This is a genomic window from Oceanobacillus aidingensis (assembly GCF_042654105.1).
In the GTDB taxonomy this organism is placed as follows: domain Bacteria; phylum Bacillota; class Bacilli; order Bacillales; family Amphibacillaceae; genus Oceanobacillus; species Oceanobacillus oncorhynchi.
In genome coordinates, this window is sequence record NZ_JBHSFT010000011.1 from 69515 (window position 1) to 95554 (window position 26040).

At 40.6% G+C, this 26040-nt stretch carries 17 protein-coding genes and 1 pseudogene; 16 read left to right on the plus strand and 2 right to left on the minus strand.

From position 1 onward, the window contains the following. Positions 1–29: 29 nt before the first annotated feature. A complete protein-coding gene (gene serA, locus ACFO3P_RS08275; RefSeq protein WP_042530017.1) occupies positions 30–1616 on the minus strand; it encodes a phosphoglycerate dehydrogenase in 1587 nt (528 codons plus the stop codon). Positions 1617–1619: 3 nt separating this feature from the next. Beyond that, the gene (locus tag ACFO3P_RS08280; RefSeq protein ID WP_212928349.1) at positions 1620–2777 is read right to left on the minus strand and encodes a pyridoxal-phosphate-dependent aminotransferase family protein; all 1158 of its coding nucleotides are present in this window, start codon (positions 2775–2777) and stop codon (positions 1620–1622) included. A gap of 502 nt (positions 2778–3279) precedes the next feature. Between ACFO3P_RS08280 and ilvD the strand changes: the two genes are divergently transcribed. The 16 genes and pseudogenes from ilvD (at position 3280) to asnB (ending at position 25823) form a co-directional block, all read left to right on the plus strand. Beyond that, positions 3280–4965 (plus strand): dihydroxy-acid dehydratase, encoded by a 1686-nt coding sequence (ilvD, locus tag ACFO3P_RS08285; protein WP_256705021.1) that lies wholly within the window; start codon positions 3280–3282, stop codon positions 4963–4965. 846 nt (positions 4966–5811) lie between these two features. Further along, complete coding sequence (ilvB, locus tag ACFO3P_RS08290) at positions 5812–7533, plus strand: biosynthetic-type acetolactate synthase large subunit (protein ID WP_193065369.1); 1722 nt, start codon at positions 5812–5814, stop codon at positions 7531–7533. A gap of 1 nt (position 7534) precedes the next feature. Further along, entirely contained in the window at positions 7535–8062 is a 528-nt protein-coding gene (gene ilvN, locus ACFO3P_RS08295; protein WP_042530026.1) for an acetolactate synthase small subunit, read from the plus strand. 44 nt (positions 8063–8106) lie between these two features. Beyond that, positions 8107–9144 (plus strand): ketol-acid reductoisomerase, encoded by a 1038-nt coding sequence (gene ilvC, locus ACFO3P_RS08300; RefSeq protein WP_042530028.1) that lies wholly within the window; start codon positions 8107–8109, stop codon positions 9142–9144. A gap of 411 nt (positions 9145–9555) precedes the next feature. Next, complete coding sequence (gene leuB, locus ACFO3P_RS08305) at positions 9556–10662, plus strand: 3-isopropylmalate dehydrogenase (RefSeq protein WP_289585272.1); 1107 nt, start codon at positions 9556–9558, stop codon at positions 10660–10662. 51 nt (positions 10663–10713) lie between these two features. After that, positions 10714–12120, plus strand: coding sequence for a 3-isopropylmalate dehydratase large subunit (gene leuC, locus ACFO3P_RS08310; RefSeq protein WP_042530031.1), 1407 nt, complete (start codon positions 10714–10716; stop codon positions 12118–12120). Between the two features lie 12 nt (positions 12121–12132). Beyond that, complete coding sequence (leuD, locus tag ACFO3P_RS08315; RefSeq protein ID WP_289585271.1) at positions 12133–12714, plus strand: 3-isopropylmalate dehydratase small subunit; 582 nt, start codon at positions 12133–12135, stop codon at positions 12712–12714. 77 nt (positions 12715–12791) lie between these two features. Next, the gene (ilvA, locus tag ACFO3P_RS08320) at positions 12792–13808 is read left to right on the plus strand and encodes a threonine ammonia-lyase (protein WP_042530036.1); all 1017 of its coding nucleotides are present in this window, start codon (positions 12792–12794) and stop codon (positions 13806–13808) included. A gap of 991 nt (positions 13809–14799) precedes the next feature. Beyond that, entirely contained in the window at positions 14800–15807 is a 1008-nt protein-coding gene (locus ACFO3P_RS08325) for an ABC transporter ATP-binding protein (protein ID WP_212928345.1), read from the plus strand. Continuing rightward, a complete protein-coding gene (locus ACFO3P_RS08330) occupies positions 15794–16726 on the plus strand; it encodes an ABC transporter ATP-binding protein (protein ID WP_193065373.1) in 933 nt (310 codons plus the stop codon). Before ACFO3P_RS08325 ends, ACFO3P_RS08330 begins: the two co-directional genes overlap by 14 nt. Positions 16727–16733: 7 nt before the next feature. Continuing rightward, entirely contained in the window at positions 16734–17696 is a 963-nt protein-coding gene (opp4B, locus tag ACFO3P_RS08335) for an oligopeptide ABC transporter permease (protein ID WP_042530042.1), read from the plus strand. 30 nt (positions 17697–17726) lie between these two features. Beyond that, entirely contained in the window at positions 17727–18620 is an 894-nt protein-coding gene (locus ACFO3P_RS08340; RefSeq protein WP_042530044.1) for an ABC transporter permease, read from the plus strand. Positions 18621–18746: 126 nt separating this feature from the next. Further along, positions 18747–20594, plus strand: coding sequence for an oligopeptide ABC transporter substrate-binding protein (opp4A, locus tag ACFO3P_RS08345; protein WP_042530047.1), 1848 nt, complete (start codon positions 18747–18749; stop codon positions 20592–20594). A 245-nt stretch (positions 20595–20839) separates the two neighbouring features. Beyond that, positions 20840–21187: pseudogene (tnpA, locus tag ACFO3P_RS08350) on the plus strand (IS200/IS605 family transposase); the annotation flags it as partial. A gap of 1924 nt (positions 21188–23111) precedes the next feature. Then, positions 23112–23792, plus strand: a complete 681-nt coding sequence (gene rpiA, locus ACFO3P_RS08355) for a ribose-5-phosphate isomerase RpiA (protein WP_042530051.1) — start codon at positions 23112–23114, stop codon at positions 23790–23792. 186 nt (positions 23793–23978) lie between these two features. Further along, the gene (asnB, locus tag ACFO3P_RS08360) at positions 23979–25823 is read left to right on the plus strand and encodes an asparagine synthase (glutamine-hydrolyzing) (RefSeq protein ID WP_289584430.1); all 1845 of its coding nucleotides are present in this window, start codon (positions 23979–23981) and stop codon (positions 25821–25823) included. Positions 25824–26040: the final 217 nt, after the last annotated feature.

The window sequence follows — 26040 nt, forward strand, 5'->3', positions numbered from 1 at the left end:
CATGGTTCAAACGGTTTTTTTAATATATTTTACAAATCAATCGCAGTAACAGATTTAATTTCGTCTAATAATGCAATTTCGGAAAGAGCTTTATCTTCTAAATGACGATCAATGGTCAGCAGCATAATGGCATTTCCACCTACATCTGAACGATCCACCTGCATGGTAGCAATGTTGATATTATGCTCTGCAAATGCACTTCCCATGCGTCCGATAACACCAGGCTGGTCAATATGCTGGATAACAACCATATGTCCTTCTGGAGTCGCATCCACCTGATAGCCATCAACACGGACAAGGCGTGCTCCGAGACCGTTTAATAGTGTTCCGGCAACTTTTCTGCTTCCGGAAGGTCCAGTTACTTCTATCGTAATCAGATTTGTAAATCCTTTTTGTGCCGATGTTTTGCTTTCGCTGACAGTAATTCCTTTACGATCCGCCAAGTATAATGCGTTGACATCATTTACACGGCTGCCGAGGAATCGTTTCAGGATACCTTTCACTGCATTGCGAGTGACCGGACCTGTTTCGATGTCACTTAATTCGCCGGAGTACGTAATACGAATGTCATTTATGACTTCATTTGCTAAATCGATAATAAATGTACCCAGTTTTTCCGCTAAATAGAAATAAGGCTCGATTTGATGCATTGCTTCACTAGGGATAGAAGGCATGTTCACTGGGTGGCGGACTGCTTTACCTTCTAAGAAGCGGATAACATCATGGCTGACATCGATGGCTACAATCTCTTGCGCTTCGATTGTGCTGGCGCCTAAATGCGGTGTTGCCACAACCTCTGGCAGGGTGAGTAATTTATGTTCTGTAAAAGGCTCCTGCTCAAATACATCCAATGCCGCACCCGCTACTTTTCCAGAAACAATCGCGTCATACAAAGCATCCTCATCAATAATTCCGCCGCGGGCGCAGTTAACAATTTGTACGCCATCCTTCATCAATTCAAAGGCTTCTGCGTTAATTAGATGTTTTGTTTCTTTTAACAGCGGTGTATGCACTGTAATGAAATCACCCGCTCGAAGCACTTCCTCTAACGTAGCATTTGTTATTCCCATCCGCTCTGCTTTTTCATCGGTTAAGAATGGGTCATAAGCAACTACATTCATGCGCTGTCCTTTGGCGCGTTTCGCTACTTCGGCACCAATTCTTCCCAGCCCTACAACGCCCAGTGTTTTTTGTTTTAATTCCACACCGACAAAACGTTTGCGGTCCCATTGCTTTTGTTTTAAAGCATAGAAAGCCTGCGGGATATTTCTGGACAGGGACATAATCATGGCCACAGTATGCTCAGCAGCAGAATTGGTATTTCCGTTCGGTGCATTTACGACAATAATTCCATTTTCTGTTGCTGCTTCCAAATCAATATTATCTACGCCGACTCCGGCACGTCCGACAATTTTCAAGCGGGATGCTTTTTCCAGTAAAGGACGTGTAACCTGTGTCTGGCTGCGAACGAGTAAAGCATCGAATTGGTCGATATTTTCTAAGAGCGCTGCTTCATCCCAGCCTGGATTTTTAACAATCTCTATATTTTCGATTTCTCTTAATGGTTTAATTCCTTCGTCACTTAATGGATCACTGACTAATACACGATATGTCATGAGTTACTTTTCCTCCTGTTGCAAATAAATTTCTTGGGCAGCCTGAACCCCTTTGCCAAGCTGGATATCTTTTCCGATTTTCACAAGACCGATTTCGATTAAGCTGATTGTTTGCAGCACGTCAGCAGGAGAGCAATAGCCCATGTGCCCGACACGGAAAATCGATCCTTTCAGGTGCTGCTGTCCGCCGGCCATGGTTAAATTGAACTGTTCCTTGACTGCAGAACGGAGCGCCTCTGAATCAAAGTCAGCCGGCCGGACCGCTGTTACGGTTGGAGAAGCATCTTCATCTGCTGCCAGTAAAGGAATATCCAGTGCTTTAAAAGCAGCTCTTGTCATATCACGCATAACGATATGCCGGCGGTACACATTTTCCAGGCCTTCCTCTTCCAGCAGATTCAGAACTTGATCGAGTCCAAATAAAAGGGAAAGCGCAGGTGTATACGGTGTAGATACTTTTTCTAAGTTTTTCCGGTAAACGCGCATATCTAAATAGAAGCGCGGCTGCGGATTGTCTTCAATAACCTTCCAGGCACGCTCGCTTGCTGCAATGAACATTAAACCGGCCGGCAGCATAAATGCCTTTTGCGAACCTGTTACATAAATGTCCACACCCCATTCGTCCATGTTAGCTTCCACGCCGCCCAGGCAGGACACACCATCCACAACGAAAAGAGCATCAGAAGATTCATGTACGGTTTTGGCAAGCTGCTCAATTGGATTTAAAATACCGGTAGAGGTTTCACAATATGTAGCAAAGACTACCTTGATTTCCGGATGTGCTTGTAAATATTCTTGAACGGCTTGAGGGTCAATTGTATCTCCCCATTCCACATCAATTCGGTGCAGCTTTAATTGAAAAGCATCGCATATTTTTGCAAAACGATCACCAAATGCTCCGCTGACGATAACAAGAACATCATCTCCCGGGTGTGCAGCGTTGCTGACAGCCATTTCTAAACCTGCTGTCCCGCTCCCGGCAACAGGAATCACATCCTGCTTCGTTCCAAATACAGATTTTAGCTTTGGAAGAATCCGTTCTAATAATTCTTTCGTTTCTTTCCCGCGGTGACCGATCATAGTCTGGTTCATTGCGCGCCCTACACTTGGAGGGATAGGACTCGGCCCAGGTATTCTTAGAATGTGCTGATCTTTTAGCATGAATGGTAAGCTCCTTTAAAATGAATTTAATAAATGGAATATCAATAAGTACCAAACTGGTATTATTGGATATGATAGCAACTTTTCAAGAATCCAGTTTTATAAAAAAATACAATGTCTTTAAAATGTTTTATTGGCAAACAATGTAACATTTTTTATAAGGTTAAGATACTTTTGTGAGGTTAAAAACGGATGTTTGTCGATATCCAATTAATAACATACGGATATTTTAACATAAAAGTATTTAAAAATGCAGATTCATATGAAAAAGTATTTCTTACCAATATAGCAACCTCAACCGTATTGTCAATATAAAGTTACATATTATATGGGCGCAGCAGAGAAGAGAATTGTCGTTAAGGAGAGACATTAAAAAATTTAAAACCCGTTCATTCCGGCATAGAAATCGCTTTCCAGGATGTTTATAAAAAAGAAAAAACACTAAATAAATTGAACTATGCGAATATTATACCTATAATAGTCGAAAAAGGAAGGTGTAAAAATGGAGAAAGATTTAAGGATAAAAAGTAAAGCTTTTGACGGCACCATGCGAGCTCCTAATAGGGCGATGCTACGTGCAGTCGGGGTGACCGATGAGGATTTTAAAAAACCGATGGTCGGAGTTGCCAGTACATGGGCAGAGGTAACGCCGTGTAATATCCATTTGAATGATTTAGCTTTAGTTGCTAAAAAAGGAGTTAGAAAAGTTGACGGTGTGCCGTTAATTTTTAACACAATCACCGTATCTGACGGTATTTCTATGGGAACACAGGGAATGCGCTATTCTCTTCCTAGCAGAGATTTGATTGCTGACTCCATCGAAACAGTTGTCGGGGCAGAAAATTTAGACGGTCTTGTTGCGATAGGCGCTTGTGATAAGAATATCCCTGGATGTATGATGGCAATTGCCAATGCAGAGGTTCCGGCAATTTTTGTATATGGCGGAACCATTGCACCTGGAAATCTTGATGGAAAAGACATTGATATTGTTTCTGTATTTGAAGGTGTCGGGCAGCATAATGCAGGGAAAATCGATGATAAACAGATGAATCGGATTGAATGTCATGCCTGTCCGGGCGCAGGGGCATGCGGCGGGATGTATACCGCAAATACAATGGCTTCCGCAGCAGAAGCCATGGGATTAAGCTTACCGGGAAGCTCTTCCAATCCGGCAGAATCACAGGAAAAACTTGCCGATGTGGAAGCAGCAGGGGAAGCCATCAGAACATTGTTGGAAAAAGGAATCTATCCAAAAGATATAATGACTAAAGAGGCTTTTGAAAATGCGATTACTGTTGTGATGGCACTAGGCGGCTCTACGAATGCTATTCTTCACTTGCTGGCAGTTGCTCATGCAGCAGAAGTGGACTTAACCATAGACGACTTTAACCGTCTTCAGGAAAAAGTGCCGCATCTTGCTGATTTAAAGCCAAGCGGGCAATTTGTATTCCAGGATCTTCACAATGTTGGCGGTGTCCAGGCAGTAATGAAAATGCTTTATGAAAATGGCTATCTGCATGGAGACTGTATGACGGTTACTGGGAAAACTATTAAAGAGAATTTAGAGGATGCACCATCATTAAAAGAAGGTCAAAAAGTAATTATGCCATTAAATGAACCAAAAAGAGAAGATGGACCTTTGATTGTTCTAAAAGGGAACCTTTCTCCAACAGGCGCGGTAGCAAAAGTATCCGGAGTGAAAGTAACCAGACATACCGGTCCTGCACGCGTATTTAATACCGAAGCAGAAGCAACAAAAGCCGTGATGAATAATGAAATTAAAGACGGCGATGTACTTATTATCCGTTATGTAGGTCCAAAAGGCGCACCAGGGATGCCGGAAATGCTTTCTATTTCCAGTATTCTAGTCGGGAAAGGAATGGGAGAAACCGTAGCATTGCTGACAGATGGACGTTTTTCTGGGGGCACACATGGTTTAGTAGTAGGACATATCTCTCCGGAAGCACAATCTGGCGGACCAATCGCACTCCTTGAAGAAGGCGACAGTATCACTATCGATTCATCCACGAAGGAAATCTTTGTGGATCTGTCTGATGAAGAATTGGACAAGCGTCGTAAAGCATGGGAAGCGCCGGAATTATATAAAAAAGGTATCTTAGGCAAATACGCACATAATGTAAAATGTTCTTCTAAAGGTGCTGTCACTGACTATTTGAATCGTGATTAACATAATTAAATTTATAGAACCTTCATCAGGTGATTCGATTATCATCTGATGGAGGTTCTTCATGTTTAAATGGAGCGGGATTTAAATTAATTTGTTAGGATGGCCGGCTTGAAGCAGCAGTATAAGCACTTTGCCAAAGTATCTAACCTAAGAAAAATAAGCTGTAATCTAATTTTAACAAAAAGTACGATGACAATATATATCAGCAATGTAAACGCATACATAAAATCAGACTAAATAGAATTATTAAAAAAATTACAAAATACTATTGACTATCATACAGAAACAAGATATGATTGTTCGCAATATAAGATATTTCTTAACGAAACATTTTTAAAATATCAAGAAGTTATTACTTCACCAATATATTAAATACGTTGACGGGAAAAAAGGAAAAGACCATAGCTTTCACAGAGATCTGGGGGTGCTGGAAGCCCAGAATAGCTACTTATTCCGACATCGTCCCTGAGTGTCACATGGAAAGGAATATTCCAATTATATGTGACCAGGTGCATGGTAATCTATGTACCTGTTATCAAACATAGCTCTAGCAGCTATTGAGGCAAAGTTTGAAAGAACTTTGTAAAACTGGGTGGTACCGTGAAAAGCAGATCCTTTTCGCCCCATACATGATAAGAAAGCATGTACATGGGGGGAAAAGGGTCTTTTTTAATTATTTTCGTAAAAACCCGAAACCAATCGCATGACAAATAGTTAGTTTAATTGAAAATTTCAGTTTTTTTAGCAAATAGGAAAATATCAGCGTATTCCGTTTGTGTAACACAATCATTCATCCGAAAGCGTGGTGAATGGCACGTTTTCAAAAGAAAAAGGAGGGGCATTGTTGTGAAAGTTAATGCAAATCAAGGGGTGGAAGTGAAGAGTAATTTGGTCACAGGGTCTGATTTGTTAGTTCAGGCATTGGAAAAAGCAGGTGTTGAAGTAGTGTTTGGTTACCCGGGGGGTGCTGTTTTACCAATTTATGATGCGCTGCACCGTAACGATACAACCTTCAAGCATGTACTTTCGCGACATGAGCAAGGCTCCATACATGCGGCGGAAGGTTATGCAAGAGTGTCAGGGAAACCAGGTGTTGTTATTGCAACATCAGGCCCGGGGGCAACGAATTTAATTACAGGAATTACAGATGCTATGATGGATTCGATTCCATTAGTTGTATTCACGGGACAGGTTGCGAAACAGGTTATTGGAACAGATGCTTTTCAGGAAGCAGATGTCATGGGAATCACGACACCAGTTACAAAGTATAATTACCAGGTAAATGATATCGCGGACTTGCCGAGAATCGTGAACGAGGCATTTCATGTTGCAACAACAGGGAGACCAGGTCCGGTAGTTATTGACATTCCTAAAAGTATTTCCGAAACTGTAACAATCAATGATTACGAGGATGATTTTTATTTGCCGGGCTATCAGCCGACAGTTTATCCGAACCCGATGCAAATCTCAAAAGTAACGGATGAACTAAGCAAAGCAGAAAAGCCGGTCATACTCGCTGGAGCAGGAATTTTAATTGCAGGAGCAACAGAAGAGTTAAAGCAATTTGTCAACAATTGGGAGATTCCGGTTGTCACGACACTGCTGGGACTGGGAAGCTATCCCGGCGGAGATAACCTGTCGCTTGGCATGGGTGGAATGCATGGAACGTATGCAGCAAATAGAGCCATTTATGAAAGCGACTTGCTTATCAATATCGGAGCACGGTTTGATGATCGATTGACTGGAAATCTGCAGCATTTTGCTCCTAATGCAAAAGTAGCTCATATCGATATTGACCCAGCTGAAATAGGGAAAAACGTTGAAACAGCAATCCCAATCGTAGCAGATGCGAAACAGGCGTTGAACGTACTTCTGCAGCAGGAAGTAAACCGCGGAGATTATACAGCCTGGTTAGATAAAATCAAGAAGAATCAAAAAGAATATCCGTTATGGTACAACCGCGAGGATAACCCAATCAGCCCGCAATGGCTAATCGAGCAGGTATATGAAAAGTCGAATGGAGAAGCGGTTGTGACAACCGATGTAGGACAGCATCAAATGTGGGCAGCTCAGTTCTACACCTTCAAGAACCCGGATAATTGGGTGACTTCTGGAGGGCTTGGCACGATGGGCTTTGGTTTTCCTGCAGCAATCGGCGCACAAATCGCCAAGCCGGATAAGATGGTTATCTCTATCGTAGGAGATGGCGGTTTTCAAATGACATTGCAGGAGCTGTCTATCTTGAAAACACAGAATTTGCCAGTAAAAGTGGTTATTCTGAATAATGAAGCACTTGGAATGGTAAGACAGTGGCAGGAAACATTTTATGAAGAACGTTACTCTCATTCCTTATTTTCAGAAAACCCTGATTTTGTGAAACTGGCAGAGAGTTATGGAATCAAAGGAATGCGTGTAGAGGATGAAAAGAATGTTCCAGATGCGCTGGAGGAAGCTTTCTCGCATGATGGCCCGGTTGTTATTGACTGCCGGATTGAAAGACAGACATGTGTATACCCGATGATTGCACCAGGCAAAGGAATGCACGAAATGATTGGGGTGACAAAATAAAATGAAACGGATAATCATTGCCACCGTTCAAGATCGCGGCGGGGTATTAAATCGAATCACTGGCATGCTCCACAGACGCCAGTTCAATATTGAAAGTATTTCTGTCGGCGCTTCGGATGTAAAAGGTATTTCCAAAATGACATTTGTTGTCGAAATTTCGGATAAGCAGAAGCTGGAGCAATTAACGAAGCAGCTGAATAAACAAATCGATGTCATTAAGGTTTTAGATGTCACAGATAAAGCCATTGTGACTAGAGAACTCGCTTTAGTAAAAGTGGTCGCGAACAATCAGACGAGACCTGAAATTATGACACTGATTACGGCATTCCGTGCAGATGTGATTGATATCAGCAAAGACAGCCTGATGATACAGGTTACCGGCAAGCCGGAAAAAGTCGATGCATTGATTGGACTGCTGCGGCCATATGGCATCAAAGATTTAACAAAAACAGGATTAACAGCATTTCCAAGAGGTTATCAACCTGAACAAGGTTTTAGTGAGCTGAACAATATGTCAGCCCATGGATAATAAATAATTATAATAATAGACAAAGATGAGAGGGAGATTACATTATGGCAAAAGTATTATACAACAAGGATATCAATCAAGAGGTACTAAGAGATAAAAAAATCGCAATTATTGGATATGGTTCACAAGGTCATGCACATGCAATGAACTTAAGAGATTCGGGATTTGATGTTATCGTCGGCTTGCGTCCAGGAAAGTCACAGCAAAAAGCAGAAGCAGACGGTTTTGAAGTATTTTCAGTAGCAGAAGCAACAGCTCAGGCTGATTTAGTAATGGTATTACTTCCAGATGAAATGCAGCCAAAAGTATATGAAGAAAGCATCAAGGATAACTTGCAGGAAGGAAATGCATTAGCATTTGCTCATGGATTTAATATCCACTTTACACAAATCGTGCCTCCTTCAAATGTAGATGTATTCTTAGCAGCACCAAAAGGACCTGGACATTTAGTACGACGCACGTATGAAGAAGGAGCCGGTGTACCAGGATTATACGGCGTGGAACAAGATTACACTGGAAATGCAAAAGAAGTAGCACTTGCTTACTCTTATGGTATCGGCGCAGCAAGAGCAGGCGTATTGGAAACCAGCTTCCAGGAAGAAACAGAAACAGATCTATTCGGAGAACAGGCTGTACTGTGCGGTGGAGCTACTGCACTTGTAAAAGCAGGATTTGAAACATTGACAGAAGCAGGCTATCAGCCGGAAGTAGCATACTTTGAGTGTCTGCATGAATTAAAACTAATCGTTGACCTGCTTTATGAAGGTGGATTAGAAAACATGCGTTATTCTATCTCCGATACAGCACAATGGGGCGACTTCGTATCTGGACCTCGAGTTGTTGATGAAGGAACAAAAGAGCGTATGAAGGATATTCTTTCTGATATCCAAAATGGTACCTTTGCGAAAGGCTGGATTTCCGAAAACCAAACAGGCCGTCCGCAGTTTAACGCAATCAACCGTCGTGAAAATCAACATCAAATTGAAGTTGTTGGGAGAGAACTGCGTGCTTTAATGCCATTTGTTAAAAAACCAATTAACGATGTAACGGAAAAAAATGAAAAAGCACACGCTCAAAATTAAGTTTTTTGATACGGCTCTTAAAGATGGTGAGCAGTCACCCAGAGTTGATTTAAACTAATAATCTAAGCAGCTTGAAAAAATAGAAGATGGATTGGAAGGAGGCTGGATTTCCAGCCTCCTTCAATGGACGTATGAAACCAGCTATCCAGATCTTCCTTGCAGCCCTGTTTGTATATAGCGCGTATCAATCAAAAGAAGACACCAGGCACCTGAGGAAATTGTCGAAACAGGTGTAAACAGGCTTTCTTAGGTAAAAGGGGAGTTTGGAGATGCCGAATGATTTGCAGGAGATGCGACGTGTTTCGACAAACTTCCATAAATGCATTTGTTCAAGCGGTGAAATGTTACTTTGTTCAAAAGAATACTACTATTAAACAGCTCGTTCACGAGTAAGAAGAAGGAGAAATAATAATGGAAAAGAAAATTGTCCTGTTACCTGGAGATGGAATTGGTAAAGAAATTATGGAGTCAGCAAAAAAGGTACTCGCAGCGATTGAAAGTGAATATCATCATCGGTTTATTCTCCAGGAGTGTGCAATTGGCGGAGATGCTCTTGACCGTTATGGTGTGCCATTGCCAGATGATACACTTCATGCATGTAACGAAGCAGATGCTGTCTTGCTCGGGTCAGTGGGAGGTCCTAAATGGGATAATCAGCCGCCGGAATTCAGACCGGAAAAAGGGTTACTGGGAATTCGCAAAGGCTTAGGCTTATTTGCAAATCTGCGCCCTGTGAAGACATTCCCGCCCCTGTTACATGCCTCTCCTTTAAAAGAAGAAATTGTCAAAGATTCTGATATGATGATTGTCCGTGAATTGACTGGCGGTTTGTATTTCGGCGAACCTAGTGAACGCAGAAACAATGGAGAAGACGTGGTAGATACACTCGCTTATTCGAGACACGAGATTGAAAGAATCGTAGAAAAGGGCTTTGAGTCTGCACAAATACGTAATAAGCATTTAACTTCGGTGGATAAAGCAAATGTATTAGAATCCAGCCGGGTCTGGAGAGAAATCGTGAATGAAAAAGCAGCTGATTATCCAGATGTAGAAGTAGAGCATTTGCTGGTAGATGCCGCTGCAATGAAGCTGATTACCAATCCAAGCGGATTTGATGTAGTTGTCACAGAGAATTTATTTGGCGACATTTTAAGCGATGAAGCTTCGGTTCTGACAGGATCGCTTGGCATGCTTCCATCAGCAAGTGTCCGCACAGACGGTTTAGGAATGTATGAGCCGGTCCATGGTTCAGCTCCTGATATCGCTGGAAAAGGGATTGCGAATCCAATCGGCATGATTTTATCCACGGCATTAATGCTGGAATACTCCCTGGGGATGCAGGAAGAAGCGAAAGCAATCGAATCCGCGGTGATGGATTGCCTGGAGCAGGGCTATCATACAGCAGATTTAAAAATTAAAGATGGCAAACAATTGAGTACAGATGAAATAACAGAAGCGATTATCGAAAATTTAACGACAAAGTGTATTTCTGATTCAATTTGTAGCTCTTATGTATAAGGAAGTTGAACTATTTTAAGGATGATATGTATCGTTTCGGAGGTGTAGAAATTGGGAAAGGCTTTGACAGCATTTGAAAAAATTTGGAATAAGCATGTTGTAAAAGAAGAGGAAGGAAAGCCGGCTCTTTTATATATCGACCAGCATCTTGTTCATGAGGTAACGTCTCCGCAGGCGTTTGAAGGTTTAAGGCTGAATGGACGAAAGGTAAGGCGTCCGGATTTAACCTTTGCTACAATGGATCACAACGTTCCAACTATTAACAGAGAAAACATGAAGGACGAAATTTCCAAAAAACAAATGGAAGCTCTAAAAAAGAATTGTGCCGATTTTGGCGTGAAGCTGGCGGATATGTATCATCCGGATCAAGGGATTGTCCATATCATTGGACCGCAGTTAGGTTTAACCCAACCGGGAAAAACCATTGTTTGCGGGGATAGCCATACATCCACACATGGAGCATTTGGAGCATTTGCATTTGGGATTGGAACCAGCGAAGTAGAGCATGTTTTGGCAACACAGACAATCTGGCAAGACAAACCTAAAACATTGAATGTTCAAGTCGTTGGAGATTTAGGTGTTGGAGTGACAGCGAAAGATTTGATTCTGGCGATTATTGCAAAATTCGGCGTTCGTTTTGGAACAGGATATGTAATGGAATACACTGGTGACGCCATTCGTAAATTAACGATGGAAGAGAGAATGACGGTTTGTAATATGTCCATTGAAGCTGGCGCACGTGCCGGTTTAATCAGTCCGGATGAAACAACCGTAGAATTCCTTCGCGGCCGTGAAATGGTTCCAGAAGGAGAAGCTTTTGAAGCTTTAGCAGAAGAATGGTTAGCACTGGCAACAGATGAAGGTGCAGAATTTGATCATACCGTTACCATCTATGCAGACGAAATTGAACCACAGGTAACTTGGGGAACAAACCCTGGAATGGGCGTTCCAGTCAATGCTTCTACACCGACAATTGCCGACTCGGAGTATCCGGACGAAGTAGAACGTGCTCTGACCTATATGGATTTAGAAGAAAATCAGCCGATCACATCGATTCATGTCGATCATGTCTTTATTGGCTCTTGTACGAATTCCCGACTGAGCGACCTGAAAAAAGCCTCGAAAATTGTAGAAGGCAAGAAGGTAAAAGACGGTATTAAAGCAATCGTGGTACCTGGATCATTTTTGGTAAAACAGCAGGCGGAGGAAATCGGCCTTGATAAAATCTTTATAGATGCCGGATTTGAGTGGAGAAATTCAGGCTGCAGTATGTGTCTGGGAATGAATGATGATATTGTCCCTGCTGGCGGCAGATGTGCATCGACGTCAAACCGGAACTTTGAAGGAAGACAAGGAAATGGAGCGCGCACACACTTGGTAAGTCCAGAAATGGCGGCTGCAGCAGCAATTGAAGGACATTTTGTAGACGTGAGAAAATATGTTGGAGTACCGAGTTAGGAGGAGTAGATGATGGAAGCTTTTAAAGAGCATAAAGGAATTGCTGCTCCGTTAAATCGCAGTAACGTAGATACAGATCAGATTATACCGAAGCAATTTTTAAAACGAATTGAACGCACCGGCTTTGGTGAATTTTTATTTTTCCATTGGCGTTTTGACGATGACGGGAACTTACGTGATGATTTTGTTTTAAATCAGCCAAAATATGAAAATGCTACAGTGCTTTTAGCAGGCGATAATTTTGGCTGCGGCTCCTCCCGTGAGCATGCACCATGGGCATTGGAGGATTACGGATTTAAAGTAATTATTGCTCCGGACTTTGCCGATATTTTTTATAATAATTCGTTGAAAAACGGCATATTAGTAATAAAGATGAATGAAGAACAGGTGCAGCAATGGATGAAAAAAGCGGAAGATGGTTTAACCCTGGATGTTGATCTAGAAAATCAGAGAATTACAGATGCAGATGGCACGGTTGTTTCCTTTGATATTCCAGCTTACCATAAGGAAAAGCTTCTTAACGGCTGGGACGATATCGCACTGACGCTTTTAGAAGAAGATGCGATTAAGGCATTTGAAGAAAAACGTGCTTAGAGATGATAAGCAGCTTTAATTATGAGAAGATAGAGAGATAGATAGAAAACTATAATGAATAAGAGGACTGAAGGAGTGTGGATTCACTTGGGGATCGCTTAACTGGTGAAAAAGTATATCAAGCATGGAAGAAATTAAAGCCAATTGTTCATCAAACACCGCTGTTAACATCACATACAACAGATGAATTAGTAGGGAAGCATGTCTATTGTAAGATGGAAAATCAGCAAAAAACGGGTGCATTTAAGTTTCGGGGCGCAAGCTACAAACTGATGCAGATGACAGATGAAGAGCTTGAGAATGGTGTTATTACTGCATCTGCCGGAAATCATGCGCAGGGAGTTGCACATGCCGCATCCAAATTAGGTGTGAAGGCAACAATATTTATGTCAGAGGGCACACCGCTTGCGAAAGTGAATGCAACCAGAAATTATGGTGCAGATGTTATCCTGACAGGAGAGAGCTTTCAAGAAGCTTATCAGGCCTCACTGGAGCATCAGCTGAAAACTGGCGCAACCTATATTCATCCTTTCGACGATCATGATATTATGGCTGGACAAGGTACTATTGCTATGGAGCTGCTGCGTCAGGAAGACCGTATCGATACGATTTTAGTACCAATTGGCGGCGGCGGTTTAATCAGTGGAATTGCAGTTGCTGCTAAGCATATCAACCGAAATATCAAAGTGATTGGTGTACAGGCTGAAGGAGCTGCAGCTATTTATGACAGCTATCGCACTAAACAGGTGAAAAAATGGACGCAGGTGAACACCATTGCAGAAGGTATTGCAGTAAAGGAACCCGGAAAGCATACTTTACCGATCATCCGGGAATATGTCGATGATATTGTCACTGTAACTGATGAACAAATTGCTGCAGCGATTATATATATGCTTGAACGGAATAAAACATTGATGGAAGGAGCTGGAGCAGCCGCTCTGGCAGCCCTATTCGCACATCATCATCAGCTTCGTTCTAGACATTGCGGAGTCATCGTGAGTGGTGGGAACCTCGATATCGGGAACATGCAGCGAATTCAAGAGTTATCCGAAAAGTATAAGCCAAAAAAAGTTAAATCATATGTCGCTTTGTAAAATGAAACTTCATTCCGTAAGGGAAACCTTATGGAATGAAGTTTTTTAGTGTTGTGAAAAATGAATAGAAACAAAAAGGTCTGCAGATAAAATCAAATTTTGTTGCATTTTCTAAAATCATTTCAAGATAATAGATAAATGTTTAACGTTAAAATATCCAATTTAATCCTGTTTTAAAGGTATATCCACCTTTATTAAATTGTTAATATATGTTAAAAATGACGGTATGTAGATGACTCTGACCGATAAAACGACACGAAAGAAAAGAGAAAGAATGAAAAAAATTATTCCGGTTTTTGTAGTAAATTATTGGAATAAGCCCTTGGTTTTAAAGGATTTTAATGTCGTAAAGAAAAAAATGTATATCGTTTCCAATTTTATTTTTTGTCAAAACCTATTGATTTTAGGGAGGTTATAAACTATAATTTCAAAGTATATTAAGGTTTGTTTACGATAAGTTTTCGAACTTTAACTTTTTGAAATAAAAATGCAATATTTTATAAGAGCCAGAGATGAGAGAAAATAGAATAGATTTTACTGTATTAAAGCGATAAAATTCTCGTTTATTTACGGACAATTTTCAGAAAAATTTCAACAGTTATACTTTTATCATACTACATAATGTTATACGAGATAAAACAGTCGCTTAATCGGTGCACTAGATTTATATCATAGATGATTGCTGCAGCAATTATAAAACGAAACTTCAGCCAGTGGAAGTTGAGTGATTCAGGGAGATTACGGACGGTTCTCCGTGATAAAACAGATATGATTTAGTAGAAGAGCAGAGCTTAGACCAGGAATGTTTGTACAAATCTTTTTAGTTAGGAATTAATTAAAATGAATGAGTGTACATGCATTTTTTTATTCAGAAATTACTCAAATTTTTGTCATCTGAGTATTCAATAAATAGAAAAGGAGGGGGCTGAAATTTTTACGGAGAGATTCATACAGCGTAGAGAAAACAATTTGAGTAAGGGGGGACACGGGTTTGAGTAATGAATTGCTAAAAATAAAAAACCTTAAAACATCTTTTCGGATTGACGATGAATATTACGCAGCGGTGGATGATGTAACGCTTACGTTGAATAAAAATGAAATATTGGGGATTGTTGGAGAATCCGGTTCAGGAAAAAGCGCTTTGGCATTTTCAATCATGCGTTTACACACGAGAGCGAAAATAGAGGGAGAAATTTCGTTAAATAATCAAAATATTGTTAAGATGCCAAAATCGAAGCTGAACAAAATACGCGGAGACGAGATGGCGATGATTTTCCAGGATCCGCTGACTGCATTAAACCCATTGATGCCCATTAGCAGACAAATTGAAGAGAACTTATTTTTGCATAATAAAAAATTGGGGCAGCAGGGCAGAAAGAAACGCACGATTGAATTGCTTAATTTAGTAGGCATTCCAAGACCAGAGCGAGTTTATGAGCAATTTCCACATGAATTATCCGGTGGGATGAGGCAGCGTGTCATTATAGCAATTGCAATTGCCAATGATCCAGAGCTGTTGATTGCTGATGAGCCGACTACTGCTTTGGATGTGACGATTCAGGCGCAAATTCTTGATTTAATCCAAGAATTAAAACAAAAAATACATGCAGGGATTATTTTGATTACTCATGATTTAGGCGTTGTTGCGGAAATGGCTGACCGGGTGGCGGTTATGTATGCTGGGCAAATTGTAGAAATAGCACCTGTGGATAAGTTGTTTGCTAATCCGCTTCATCCTTATACAAGATCCTTATTAAATTCGGTGCCGACAGAAGGACAGGACAGGCTTCATGTGATTCAAGGTGTTGTGCCGACGTTAAAAAACCTGCCGAGAACAGGCTGTCGTTTTGCAGAGCGTATCCCTTGGGTCGATGCATCTCATCACGAGGAGAACCCAGACTTACATGAAGTGGAACCTGGGCATTTTGTCAGATGTACTTGTTATAAGCATTTTTACTTCCCGGATAATAAGGAGGAACAGGAAAATGGCGTTTCTTGAGGTGAAAGATTTACAAGTATACTTCCCGATTAAGGGTGGAATTTTAAATCGAACGGTTGATCATATACGTGCGGTTGACGGGGTGTCTTTTGAACTGGAGCAAGGGAAGACATATGGATTGGTAGGAGAATCTGGTTCTGGAAAATCAACCACAGGGCGTGCGATTATTGGTTTGGAAGATGTGACCTCTGGACAAGTATTGTTTAATGGAAAAGACGTTACTGATAAAAAAGCAAAAACCAAAGATTTCCGAAAAGATGTCCAAATGATTTTTCAAGATCCTTATTCTTCGTTAAATCCGAGAAAAAGGGTATTGGACATTGTGGCAGAGCCCCTTCGGAACTATGAAAAATTATCAAAATTAGAAGAGAGGAAACGTGTACAGGAGCTTTTAGATATCGTTAATGTGAGTTCTGACAGTATTTTTAAATATCCGCATGAATTTTCTGGCGGGCAGAGACAGCGTATCGGAATTGCCAGAGCGATTGCTTTAAAACCGAAACTGATTATTGCAGATGAACCTGTGTCTGCTTTGGATGTTTCTGTACAGGCGCAGGTGCTTAATTTTCTTCAGGAAATCCAGAAAGAATTGAATCTAACCTATCTCTTTATCAGCCATGATTTGGGAGTGGTAAAGCATATGTGTGACAATATCTCAATCATGTATAAAGGAAGGTATGTGGAACAGGGCAGCACAAAAGACATCTTTGAAAACCCACAGCACATTTATACAAAACGGTTAATTGCAGCTATTCCCGATATTGATCCTAAAAATCGTGAGAGGCAATTTAAATTCCGGCAAGAAATAGCAAAAGAATATCGTGAGTCTTATGATAGGTATTTTGACGGTAACGGGCTGGCTTTCGGTCTTCAGTCTATTTCTAGCACTCATAAAGTTGCTTTGCCAGAGAAAGGTTGATTCGTCTATGTGGAAATTTATTGTTAGAAGGCTATTAATTACATTTCCCCAAATTGTATTTTTAAGTGTGCTTGTATTTATTATGGCACAGCTTATGCCTGGGGATGCACTCACCGGTTTGATTGATCCGACAATTACACAGGAAGCTTTGGAAATTCAGCGTGAGCGGTTAGGGCTTAATAATCCATGGTATATCCAATATGCAGATTGGGTTACTGGCCTGGTACAGGGAGATTTAGGACAGTCCTATCGATTTAAAACGGATGTAACAGCGGTCATTTCTGAGCGATTAAATAATACAGTCCTGTTATCTGTTGTTGCACTTGTATTTACATATTTAATTGCCATCCCGCTTGGACTTATCAGCGGGCGTTATAATGATTCGCCTTTGGACTCAGCAATTACAGGCTACACCTACCTTGGTTTTGCTACACCTATTTTTATATTCGCTTTAGTTATTCTTTGGATTTTTGGGTACCAGCTGGGATGGTTTCCGACAAGCGGCAGTGTGGCTCCTGGAATGCAACCCGGGACAATGGAATATTACCTGAGTAAATTAAATCATTCACTTTTACCAGGAATATCCATCGCATTGATTTCTGTTGTCGGCACGGTGCAATATTTAAGAAGTGAAATTGTTGATACAAAGCAAAAGGATTTTATTATTACAGCAAGAGCAAAGGGAGCTTCTGAAAACCGTGTTTATAACAGACATATTTTCCGGAACTCAGTCCTGCCGATTGCAGCTTTCTTTGGCTGGGAAATCACATCTTTAATTACAGGTACTGTGTTTGTCGAGAGGATTTTCGGTTATCCGGGGATGGGGCTTTTATTCTTAGAATCAATCGGGCAGCGTGATTTTAGTGTTGTGACAGCACTTACCTTATTATTCGGTATTGCCAGCATCTTAGGTGCTTTATTATCGGATATTATCTTAGGTATGGTAGATCCGAGGATCCGTATTAAATAGAATTTTGACAGACACTGAGGTGAATAATATATGGAAGCTAATACGGCTAAAATTGCTGAACAAAAGAGTCCTTCTTCCCTTAATATCTTATTAAGGGAGTTGGTTCGGGATAAACTGGCTTTGGTTTCATTGATTTTCTTAATTTTAATTACCGCTTTCGTATTTGGAATTTCTTTATTTCTAAATCAGGCTGAAATTGTGACGGTGGATCTATTCGCTATTAATGAACCGCCTTCTGACCAATTTATATTAGGAACAGATTATGGCGGACGTGATGTATTTGGCCAATTAATTATTGGCACACGTAATTCTTTAGCAATTGGGTTTTTAGTAACAGTTATAAGCGGGGTATTCGGAATCGCTTTTGGTGTTGTATCTGGTTATTTTGGAGGGCACATCGATAATTTCATGATGCGTATTATCGACTTCTTTATGGTATTGCCATTTCTAATGATTATTATTGTTTTTGTAACGATGACACCAAGTTATGATATCTTCACTTTCGCTGTCATTATGGCAGCCTTTAACTGGATGGGAATAGCAAGGTTAATCCGCTCCAAAGCATTGCAGGAGAAAGAGCTTGATTATGCACAAGCATCGAAAACATTAGGCTCTTCTAACTTTAGCATTATTTTTAAACAGGTTTTACCCAACATTACATCCTTAATTATCGTAACGATGACGTTGAATTTAGCGCAAAATATTGGAATAGAGTCTGGATTATCCTTTCTAGGATTTGGTTTTCCTGAGGACACGCCGAGTTTAGGAACATTATTAGCTTATGCAACAAATCCGCAAACATTGGAATTTCGCTGGTGGATATGGGTGCCGGCTGCAGTATTGATTCTATTATTAATGCTAAGTGTCCGTAATGTCGGAGAAGCATTGCGGCGTGCGGCAGATGCAAGACAACGGAGAGGTTAGAAATTTATTCTGTTACTTACATCAATTACTTACATCAATTGCTTACAGCAGCTTGATGTTTAGTATATATTGCCGGTAGTCCTTGCCGGCGTAAAAGAAATATAATTAAAAGGGAGGTTTACAAGGATGAGTAAAGCAAAATTTAGCAAGCTTTTATTTGCAATGATGTTGGTTCTACTTCTTGTACTTGCAGCCTGCAGCGGCGGTTCTGATGATGCTGAGGGTGACGGAGGCGGAGACAGCGGAGATAGCGGTTCAGAAGAAAATAATGATTCAGAAGAAGCTGATGGGGAGATATATGATATAGCTGATTTTAGTCCTAGTAAAGAAGGGGAAGCAATGGATGGCGGAGAGTTGAATTTTGGACTTGTATCAGATACCGTTTTTGCTGGAACCTTGAATTTTAATTTTTATTCAGACGTATATGATTCGGAAGTAATTGATTGGTTCGATGAGGCGCTTTTAGAAGTTGACGATACGTTCACTTATACTCAAGAGGGTGCAGCTCAATTTGAGGTCAATGAGGAAGGAAATGAATTTACTTTTACAATTCGTGATGAAGTTAATTGGCATGATGGCGAACCAGTAACTGCAGAGGATTGGGCATTTGCCATTGAAGTTATAGCTGACCCGGATTATGACGGTCCGCGTTATGGGGATGTTGTAAACCTCGTCGGTGCAGAAGAATATCATGATGGGGAAGCAGATAGTATAGAAGGATTAGAGATTATTGACGACAAAACGTTGAAAATGACCTTTAAACAAGCAACACCTTCCTTACTTTCAGGCGGAATATGGTCTTATGCGTTGCCAAAACATATCTTTGAAGATATTCCAGTAGCAGATATGTCTTCTTCTGATGCGGTACGTGAAAACCCGATTGGGATTGGCCCGTTTAAAGTGGAGTCTATCACTCCAGGTGAGTCTGTAACATATACGAAGAATGAGGATTATTGGAGAGGCGAGCCTTCTTTAGATAAAGTAACACTAAAAGTAATTGCTCCTCAAACTGTCGTACAGGCCTTGGAAACTGGAGAAGTAGATATGGTGGATTCTTTCCCTACGGATCAATATCCAGATGTAGTAGATTCTTTAACAAATGTAGATTTCTTAGGAAGACTCGACAGATCTTATTCATATGTCGGATTTAAACTAGGAACATGGGATGATGAGAATGGAAAAGTAGATATGGATTTAGAAAATTCAAAAGTCGGCGATGTCGAATTGCGCCGGGCAATGTGGTATGCAGTAGATAATGATGCTGTAGGAGAACGCTTTTATAATGGATTACGTTGGAATGCAACCACATTAATGCCGTCTTTCTATGAAATTTATCATGATGACTCTATTGAAACGCCAACTTATGACCCGGATATGGCAAATCAAATTTTAGATGAAGCCGGCTATGAAGACGTAGACGGAGATGGCATCCGTGAAAATCCAGACGGAGAAGAGCTAGTGCTTAATTATGCAACGATGGAAGGCGGAGACACCGCAGAACCTTTAGCAAATTATTATATCCAATCATGGGAACAAGTTGGAATTAAAGTCGAAAAAATTGATGGACGTTTATTAGAATTTAATGATTTCTATGATCGAATTGGACAGCAGGGTAATGATGATCCAGACATTGATGTTTATTCAGCTGCTTGGTCAGTAGGAACGGATGTTGACCCGACAGGCTTATGGGGACCAAATGTAATATATAATTTCACTCGCTGGGAGGATGAAGAAAATACACGTCTTCTAGAAGAAGGAGTTTCTCCAGAAGCGATGGATCTAGAATATCGACAAGAAGTGTATAGTGAGTGGCAAGAATATATGGTAGAACAAGTGCCTGTGTTCCCAACGGTTTACCGTGCAGAATTAGCTCCGGTTAACGAACGCGTAGTAAATTGGGATATTCGACAAGAAGGACAGGAAATACTTCGTTATGAAGTTGGTGTGACTCAGGACGAACCAGTATTGCCTTAATAGAATGATTGGGAAAGACTCGCAGCTTGCGGGTCTTTTCTTTTAGGGTGTATTCTTAATCAAGAATAATTATCCATGACAGTTTTGGCCCTGTTTCACAAAAATCTCGGACAGAGACTGCTTGTTTCATTAAAAGAAGTGCTGAAGTTTTAATTTCCAAATGCGTGGACTAACTCCACCGTCTTTAGACGATATCCGCTTTTAGCCTTATCTTTTTTGTCCATACTAACAGAAGAGGTGATGGTATGGACGGATATAGAAAAAGCGGTCATGCAGTATATGATATTAAGTATCATGTTATATGGGTAACGAAGTATAGATATAAGGTGTTGCAAGGACATATAGTAGTAAGAGCAAGAGAATTGATTAGGCAAGGTTGTGAAGCAAGAGGAATAACCATCTTGCAAGATAGTGTTTGCAAAGATCATATCCATTTATTATTATCTTGTACACCAAGTGTTGCCCCAAGTAAAATCATGTAATATCTGAAAGGAAGATCATCAAGGTTATTACAAGACGAATTTCCAGAACTAAAGAAAAGATATTGGGGACAGCATTTGTGGGCAAGAGGGTACTTTTGCGCCACGGGTGGAACTTATCATCACAATAATAAGGTTTTACTTTTTAAATAATAAAAGAGAAATCAATGTATTTATCTATTTTTCGTAGTAATTGATCTTGGGGAACTAAGTCTTCTAAACAAAATCGATTTCGTTTTGCGTGTGTTTTCTAGTGTGAAACAAGCTCATCACTGCCTTTGTGTGGTACTTCTATTATACCAAATAATTACGGTCAATTTGGAGCAATTTTCAACATGAAAATAGGCAGCCGAGGGTTTTTCGACTGCCTGATTTCCCCTAAGAGTAATCCTTTTTATTGGAATGTTTAATCTCCGTCTCTCTTCTTTTATAATTTTGGTAAGTGAACCAACATCCTAGCAAAATAAAGGGAACCATAACCAGAATATTTGCTAAGGGTGAAAATTCTAACGTGATATTAAGAATTATCAGCACTGCAACAAAAGCTAGAAGTATTAGTATTTGTTTCAATTTAAATTTAAATTTTGATTCCACCTTACTCACTTCCCTTCAATTCTTATCTTACTCTATTGTAACACTTTTATTTTTTATTTTATGGGAAGATGGAGAAGCATTCCCGTTCCAAAATTCATATTGTGTTCTGACTCCTTTACCTTGTGCTTCAGCATCTTGGAAAGTATCAGTAAGTGGATAAACCTTCTTTTTCTGTCCTATCTGGTCCTATTGCTGCATCTGCACTGTTCACAAAACTCAGGTTCACTCCTATATTTAAATGCTAACACCTATGATGTTTTAACCTCCCTAACCAGTAAGAAAAAATGAAATAAAACTGCAATAAATCCTTCCACCCTATCAAAGAGCTATCAACTTTTCAGGTGGTGGCTCTTTTTCTTAATATAAATTAAATAAATGAGATGACCACATGAATACTGTCAGTTTAGCTTTAGCTAGGGAAGCAGGAAACAGAATATATCCTTAATCTACTGAATAAAAATCGAAGTAGTTTATTAATTTATCTAGTGACAACTTGATGGTTGAAGATACATTGAATCGTTTTAAGCCATTTGTACACGATTCTTATATTGTCACTCTAAGTAAGTATCGGGAATATGTGAATGGTCTTGGCAACAAGGTTGTATATTAGGATGACAGAAAAGAATCCTCCAAATCAGTTTTAAATGCAATTAGTGGCATTGTTATGGATTACAACCCGAAAGACACAATCAGTATCTAACGCCAACTAACTATTATATAAATGTAGACGAGCATTTTAAAAAGTCCATTGATGAAGCTGTTGCAGGAGCATTGATTAATAAAGGGTATTACTGGAAAATAACCATTTATGCTTATTCATTAAAGAGTATGCTTCAATATTACATGCTGGTCCTTGGGAACGTTCTTGTTAGTTAACGTTTGATATTGTTTGTACTTAAAAATTTCATCAAAAAAGGTACTGAAGCTTTACATTTCTACAGGTACAAAAAAACACGGAAATCCCCGTGTTTTATCTATTTTAAATATTGGTTTATTTCCTCTGTGGTTTGAAATTCATCTACTTGCTTGATAAGTGACCCCAATGTGCTTATTTCTTGTTGGTGCAGTTTATTCTTCCAGTCTTCAGGAATTGGAGTTGAAAACTTTGTAATTAGTTCAACGGTTGTGTTAGCTAAAGCTGATCTGTCTTCCGCTTTGCCTTCATTCCGAAAAATCTCTGCTAAACTCGTTTCATTGCCAGTTCACTCCCATCTCGATAAGTGTTCCCTATATGGTGGATTATATCATAATAATGCTTCTTTGTAAGTTGACGGTTGACGCGGGGACCATCATACTTGTTTGCCATTAAATTCATTCAAATTACATATTTGATTATTTCTAAAAACTCTCATTTGCGCTATAATGGATACGGATACATAATGAGTAATTTATAAGCGTCAGATCATCTCGGATATTAAGAATCTTCATTCAGGAGGCAAATATGATGAATACACAGGAGCAATTAAAGAAAGCAGTCGGCGAAAAAGCGGCGACCTTCGTGAAGGATGGAATGAAAGTCGGTTTAGGTTCAGGTTCCACGGTATATTGGCTTGTTCGCGCTTTAGGTGAAAGAATTGAGCAGGAAGGCATTCAAATAGAAGGAATTCCATCTTCTATTCAGACCGGTGCATGGGCAAAGGAATTCGGCGTTCCTCTGACTAATTTTGCGGAAACAAAGGAATTGGATGTAACCATTGACGGCTCAGATGAAGTGGATCCGGATTTTCAATTAATCAAGGGCGGCGGTGCAGCGTTATTTAGAGAGAAAATCATTGCGCAGGCTGCCGAGAAGTTAATTATTATCGTGGACGAGTCAAAAATGGTTGACCATTTAGGAGCGTATGCTTTGCCGGTAGAAATCCTGCCGTTTGCCTGGGAACGTACAGCTCATGAAATAGAGAAGCTTGACTGTGTGCCGGTGCTTCGTTTGAAGGATGGAGAGCCGCTTGTCACCGATAATGGAAATTATATTGTAGACTGTCCGTTTGAAAGGATAGAGGATCCAGCTGACTTAGACCGGAAAATACAGGCGATTGCAGGTGTGGTGGAAACTGGTCTGTTCATTGATATGGCGGATACTGTCATCATCGGAAGCTCAGAGGGTGTAACGATAAAAGATAAATAAATTTGCAAATGAAGGATCATCGTGAAGATGGTCTTTTTATTTTGGCGGAAAGTATGAAATGAAACTTGAACACCATCATAACAATCCATTTTTCTAACCAAACATTCCTCTGGTTATGCACGAACTTGGCCGGCATAGCATAGGCTAATGTGGAACTGGAGACATTGCCAGAGAGGATGAGGCCATTTGTGTGGAATTACCGGATTCATTAGCTGGGATAAACGTGCGAGGGACGAGAGAGACACATTAGAAAAGATGGCAGCTACATTGTCTTTGCGCGGTCCAGATGCAACGGATTATTGGCTGGATGGTCACGTAGGATTTGGCCATACCCGTCTTTCTGTTATTGATTTAGAGGGCGGCAGACAGCCAATGACCAAAGAGGCGGAACATAAGCAATACGTTATTTGTTATAACGGAGAGCTTTATAATACAGAGGAATTACGGAAAAGCCTGATGCAACGGGGGTATACATTTACGACATCCTCGGATACAGAGGTCCTGTTAACAAGTTATATGGAATGGAAGGAAGACTGTGTGGACCACTTAAACGGTATTTTTGCGTTTGCTATTTGGGATAATGCGGCGGAGAAGCTGTTTATTGCACGTGACCGTTTAGGGGTAAAGCCGTTTTTTTACAGTGAAAAAGGAAAAACGTTTGTGTTCGGTTCCGAAATAAAAGCGCTTCTTGCGCATCCGCAGGTAACAACAAAAATTGATCGGACCGGGCTCTCGGAGATCTTTGGTTTGGGGCCTTCCAGAACACCGGGGCATGGGTTGTTTAAAGATGTCAATGAATTAAGAGCCGGGCATGCGATGGCTGTTTCGAGAGAAGGAATAAAGGTCTGGCGTTATTGGAATTTAGAAAGTAAAGAGCATAAGGATTCCTTAGAAGAGACAGCAGAAAAAGTACGGACGCTGTTTATCGATTCCGTTCAAAGGCAGCTTGTAGCAGATGTACCTGTGGCTACCTTCCTGTCAGGCGGTTTAGATTCCAGTGCAATTACAGCCATAGCGGCAAATCACTACAAAGAAAAAGGACTGGGCGCTTTATCGACCTTCTCCCTCGATTACCAAGGTAATAAAAAGCATTTTCAGGAGAGTAAATTTCAGCCTTCCAGTGATCAGCAATGGATTGAAAAAATGGTGGAAGCTTTCTCAACAGATCATCATGAAGAAGTGATTACAGGGATGGAGCTTGCTTCCCTGCTGAAAGAAGCGGTCGAAGTGAGAGACCAGCCGGGGCAGGCAGATATTGATTCCTCCTTATTATGGTGCTGCCAGCAAATGAAGAAGCATACAACCGTGGCTTTGTCTGGAGAGTGTGCAGATGAAATATTCGGCGGGTACCCTTGGTTCCATGATCCGACGGCCGTGGGAGACAGCTTTCCATGGATTCGGTCTTTAGATGGAAGAGTTGAATTATTGCATGATGATTGGCAGAGCAAATTACAAATTGCAGATTATGTGCAGGACAGATATCAAACGACAATAGATGAAACGCCTCGCCTCGATGGAGAAAGCAAGGTAGATGCAAGGCGCAGGGAATTGTTTTATTTAAATATGCAGTGGTTTATGTCCCAGCTTCTGGACAGAAAAGATCGAATGAGCATGGGTGCAGGGCTGGAAGTGCGTGTTCCATATGCAGATCATCATCTTGTGGAATATGTCTGGAATATTCCCTGGGAAATGAAAATGGCAAATGGCAGGGAGAAAGGGATCTTACGAAAGGCGATGGAAGGCGTTCTGCCGCAAGAGGTGCTTTACCGGAAGAAGAGCCCTTATCCAAGGACATTTCAGCCGGAATATACGGAGCAGGTGTCGCAGTGGATGCGGAAGATTTTAACCGACTCCGAAGCAAGGATCTTTGAGTTTTTGAAGAAGGATAAGGTAGAGAAAATTGTAGAAAGCACGGGGAAAGAGTTCAAGGATCCGTGGTATGGTCAGCTGATGAGAGGGCCGCAGTTAATTGCTCATCTCTGCCAGATTGATTATTGGTTACGGAAATATGATATTGAAGTCAGTGAATAGGCTATGCGGTTGATATAGCAAAAAAAGTGTAGGAAGCAGATTTTTTATGATACCTCTGTTTCCTATGCTTTTTCTTTTTTGGAAGCCTGTACCATGATGTTCAAAATAATATCAAAAAAGTGTGAAAAAGCTGTATTGACGTGAAATTTGTCGAATGATAAGATATTATCATGCTTTAACACTTTAACATGTTGAAAAGGAGCGTTCAGAATCCATT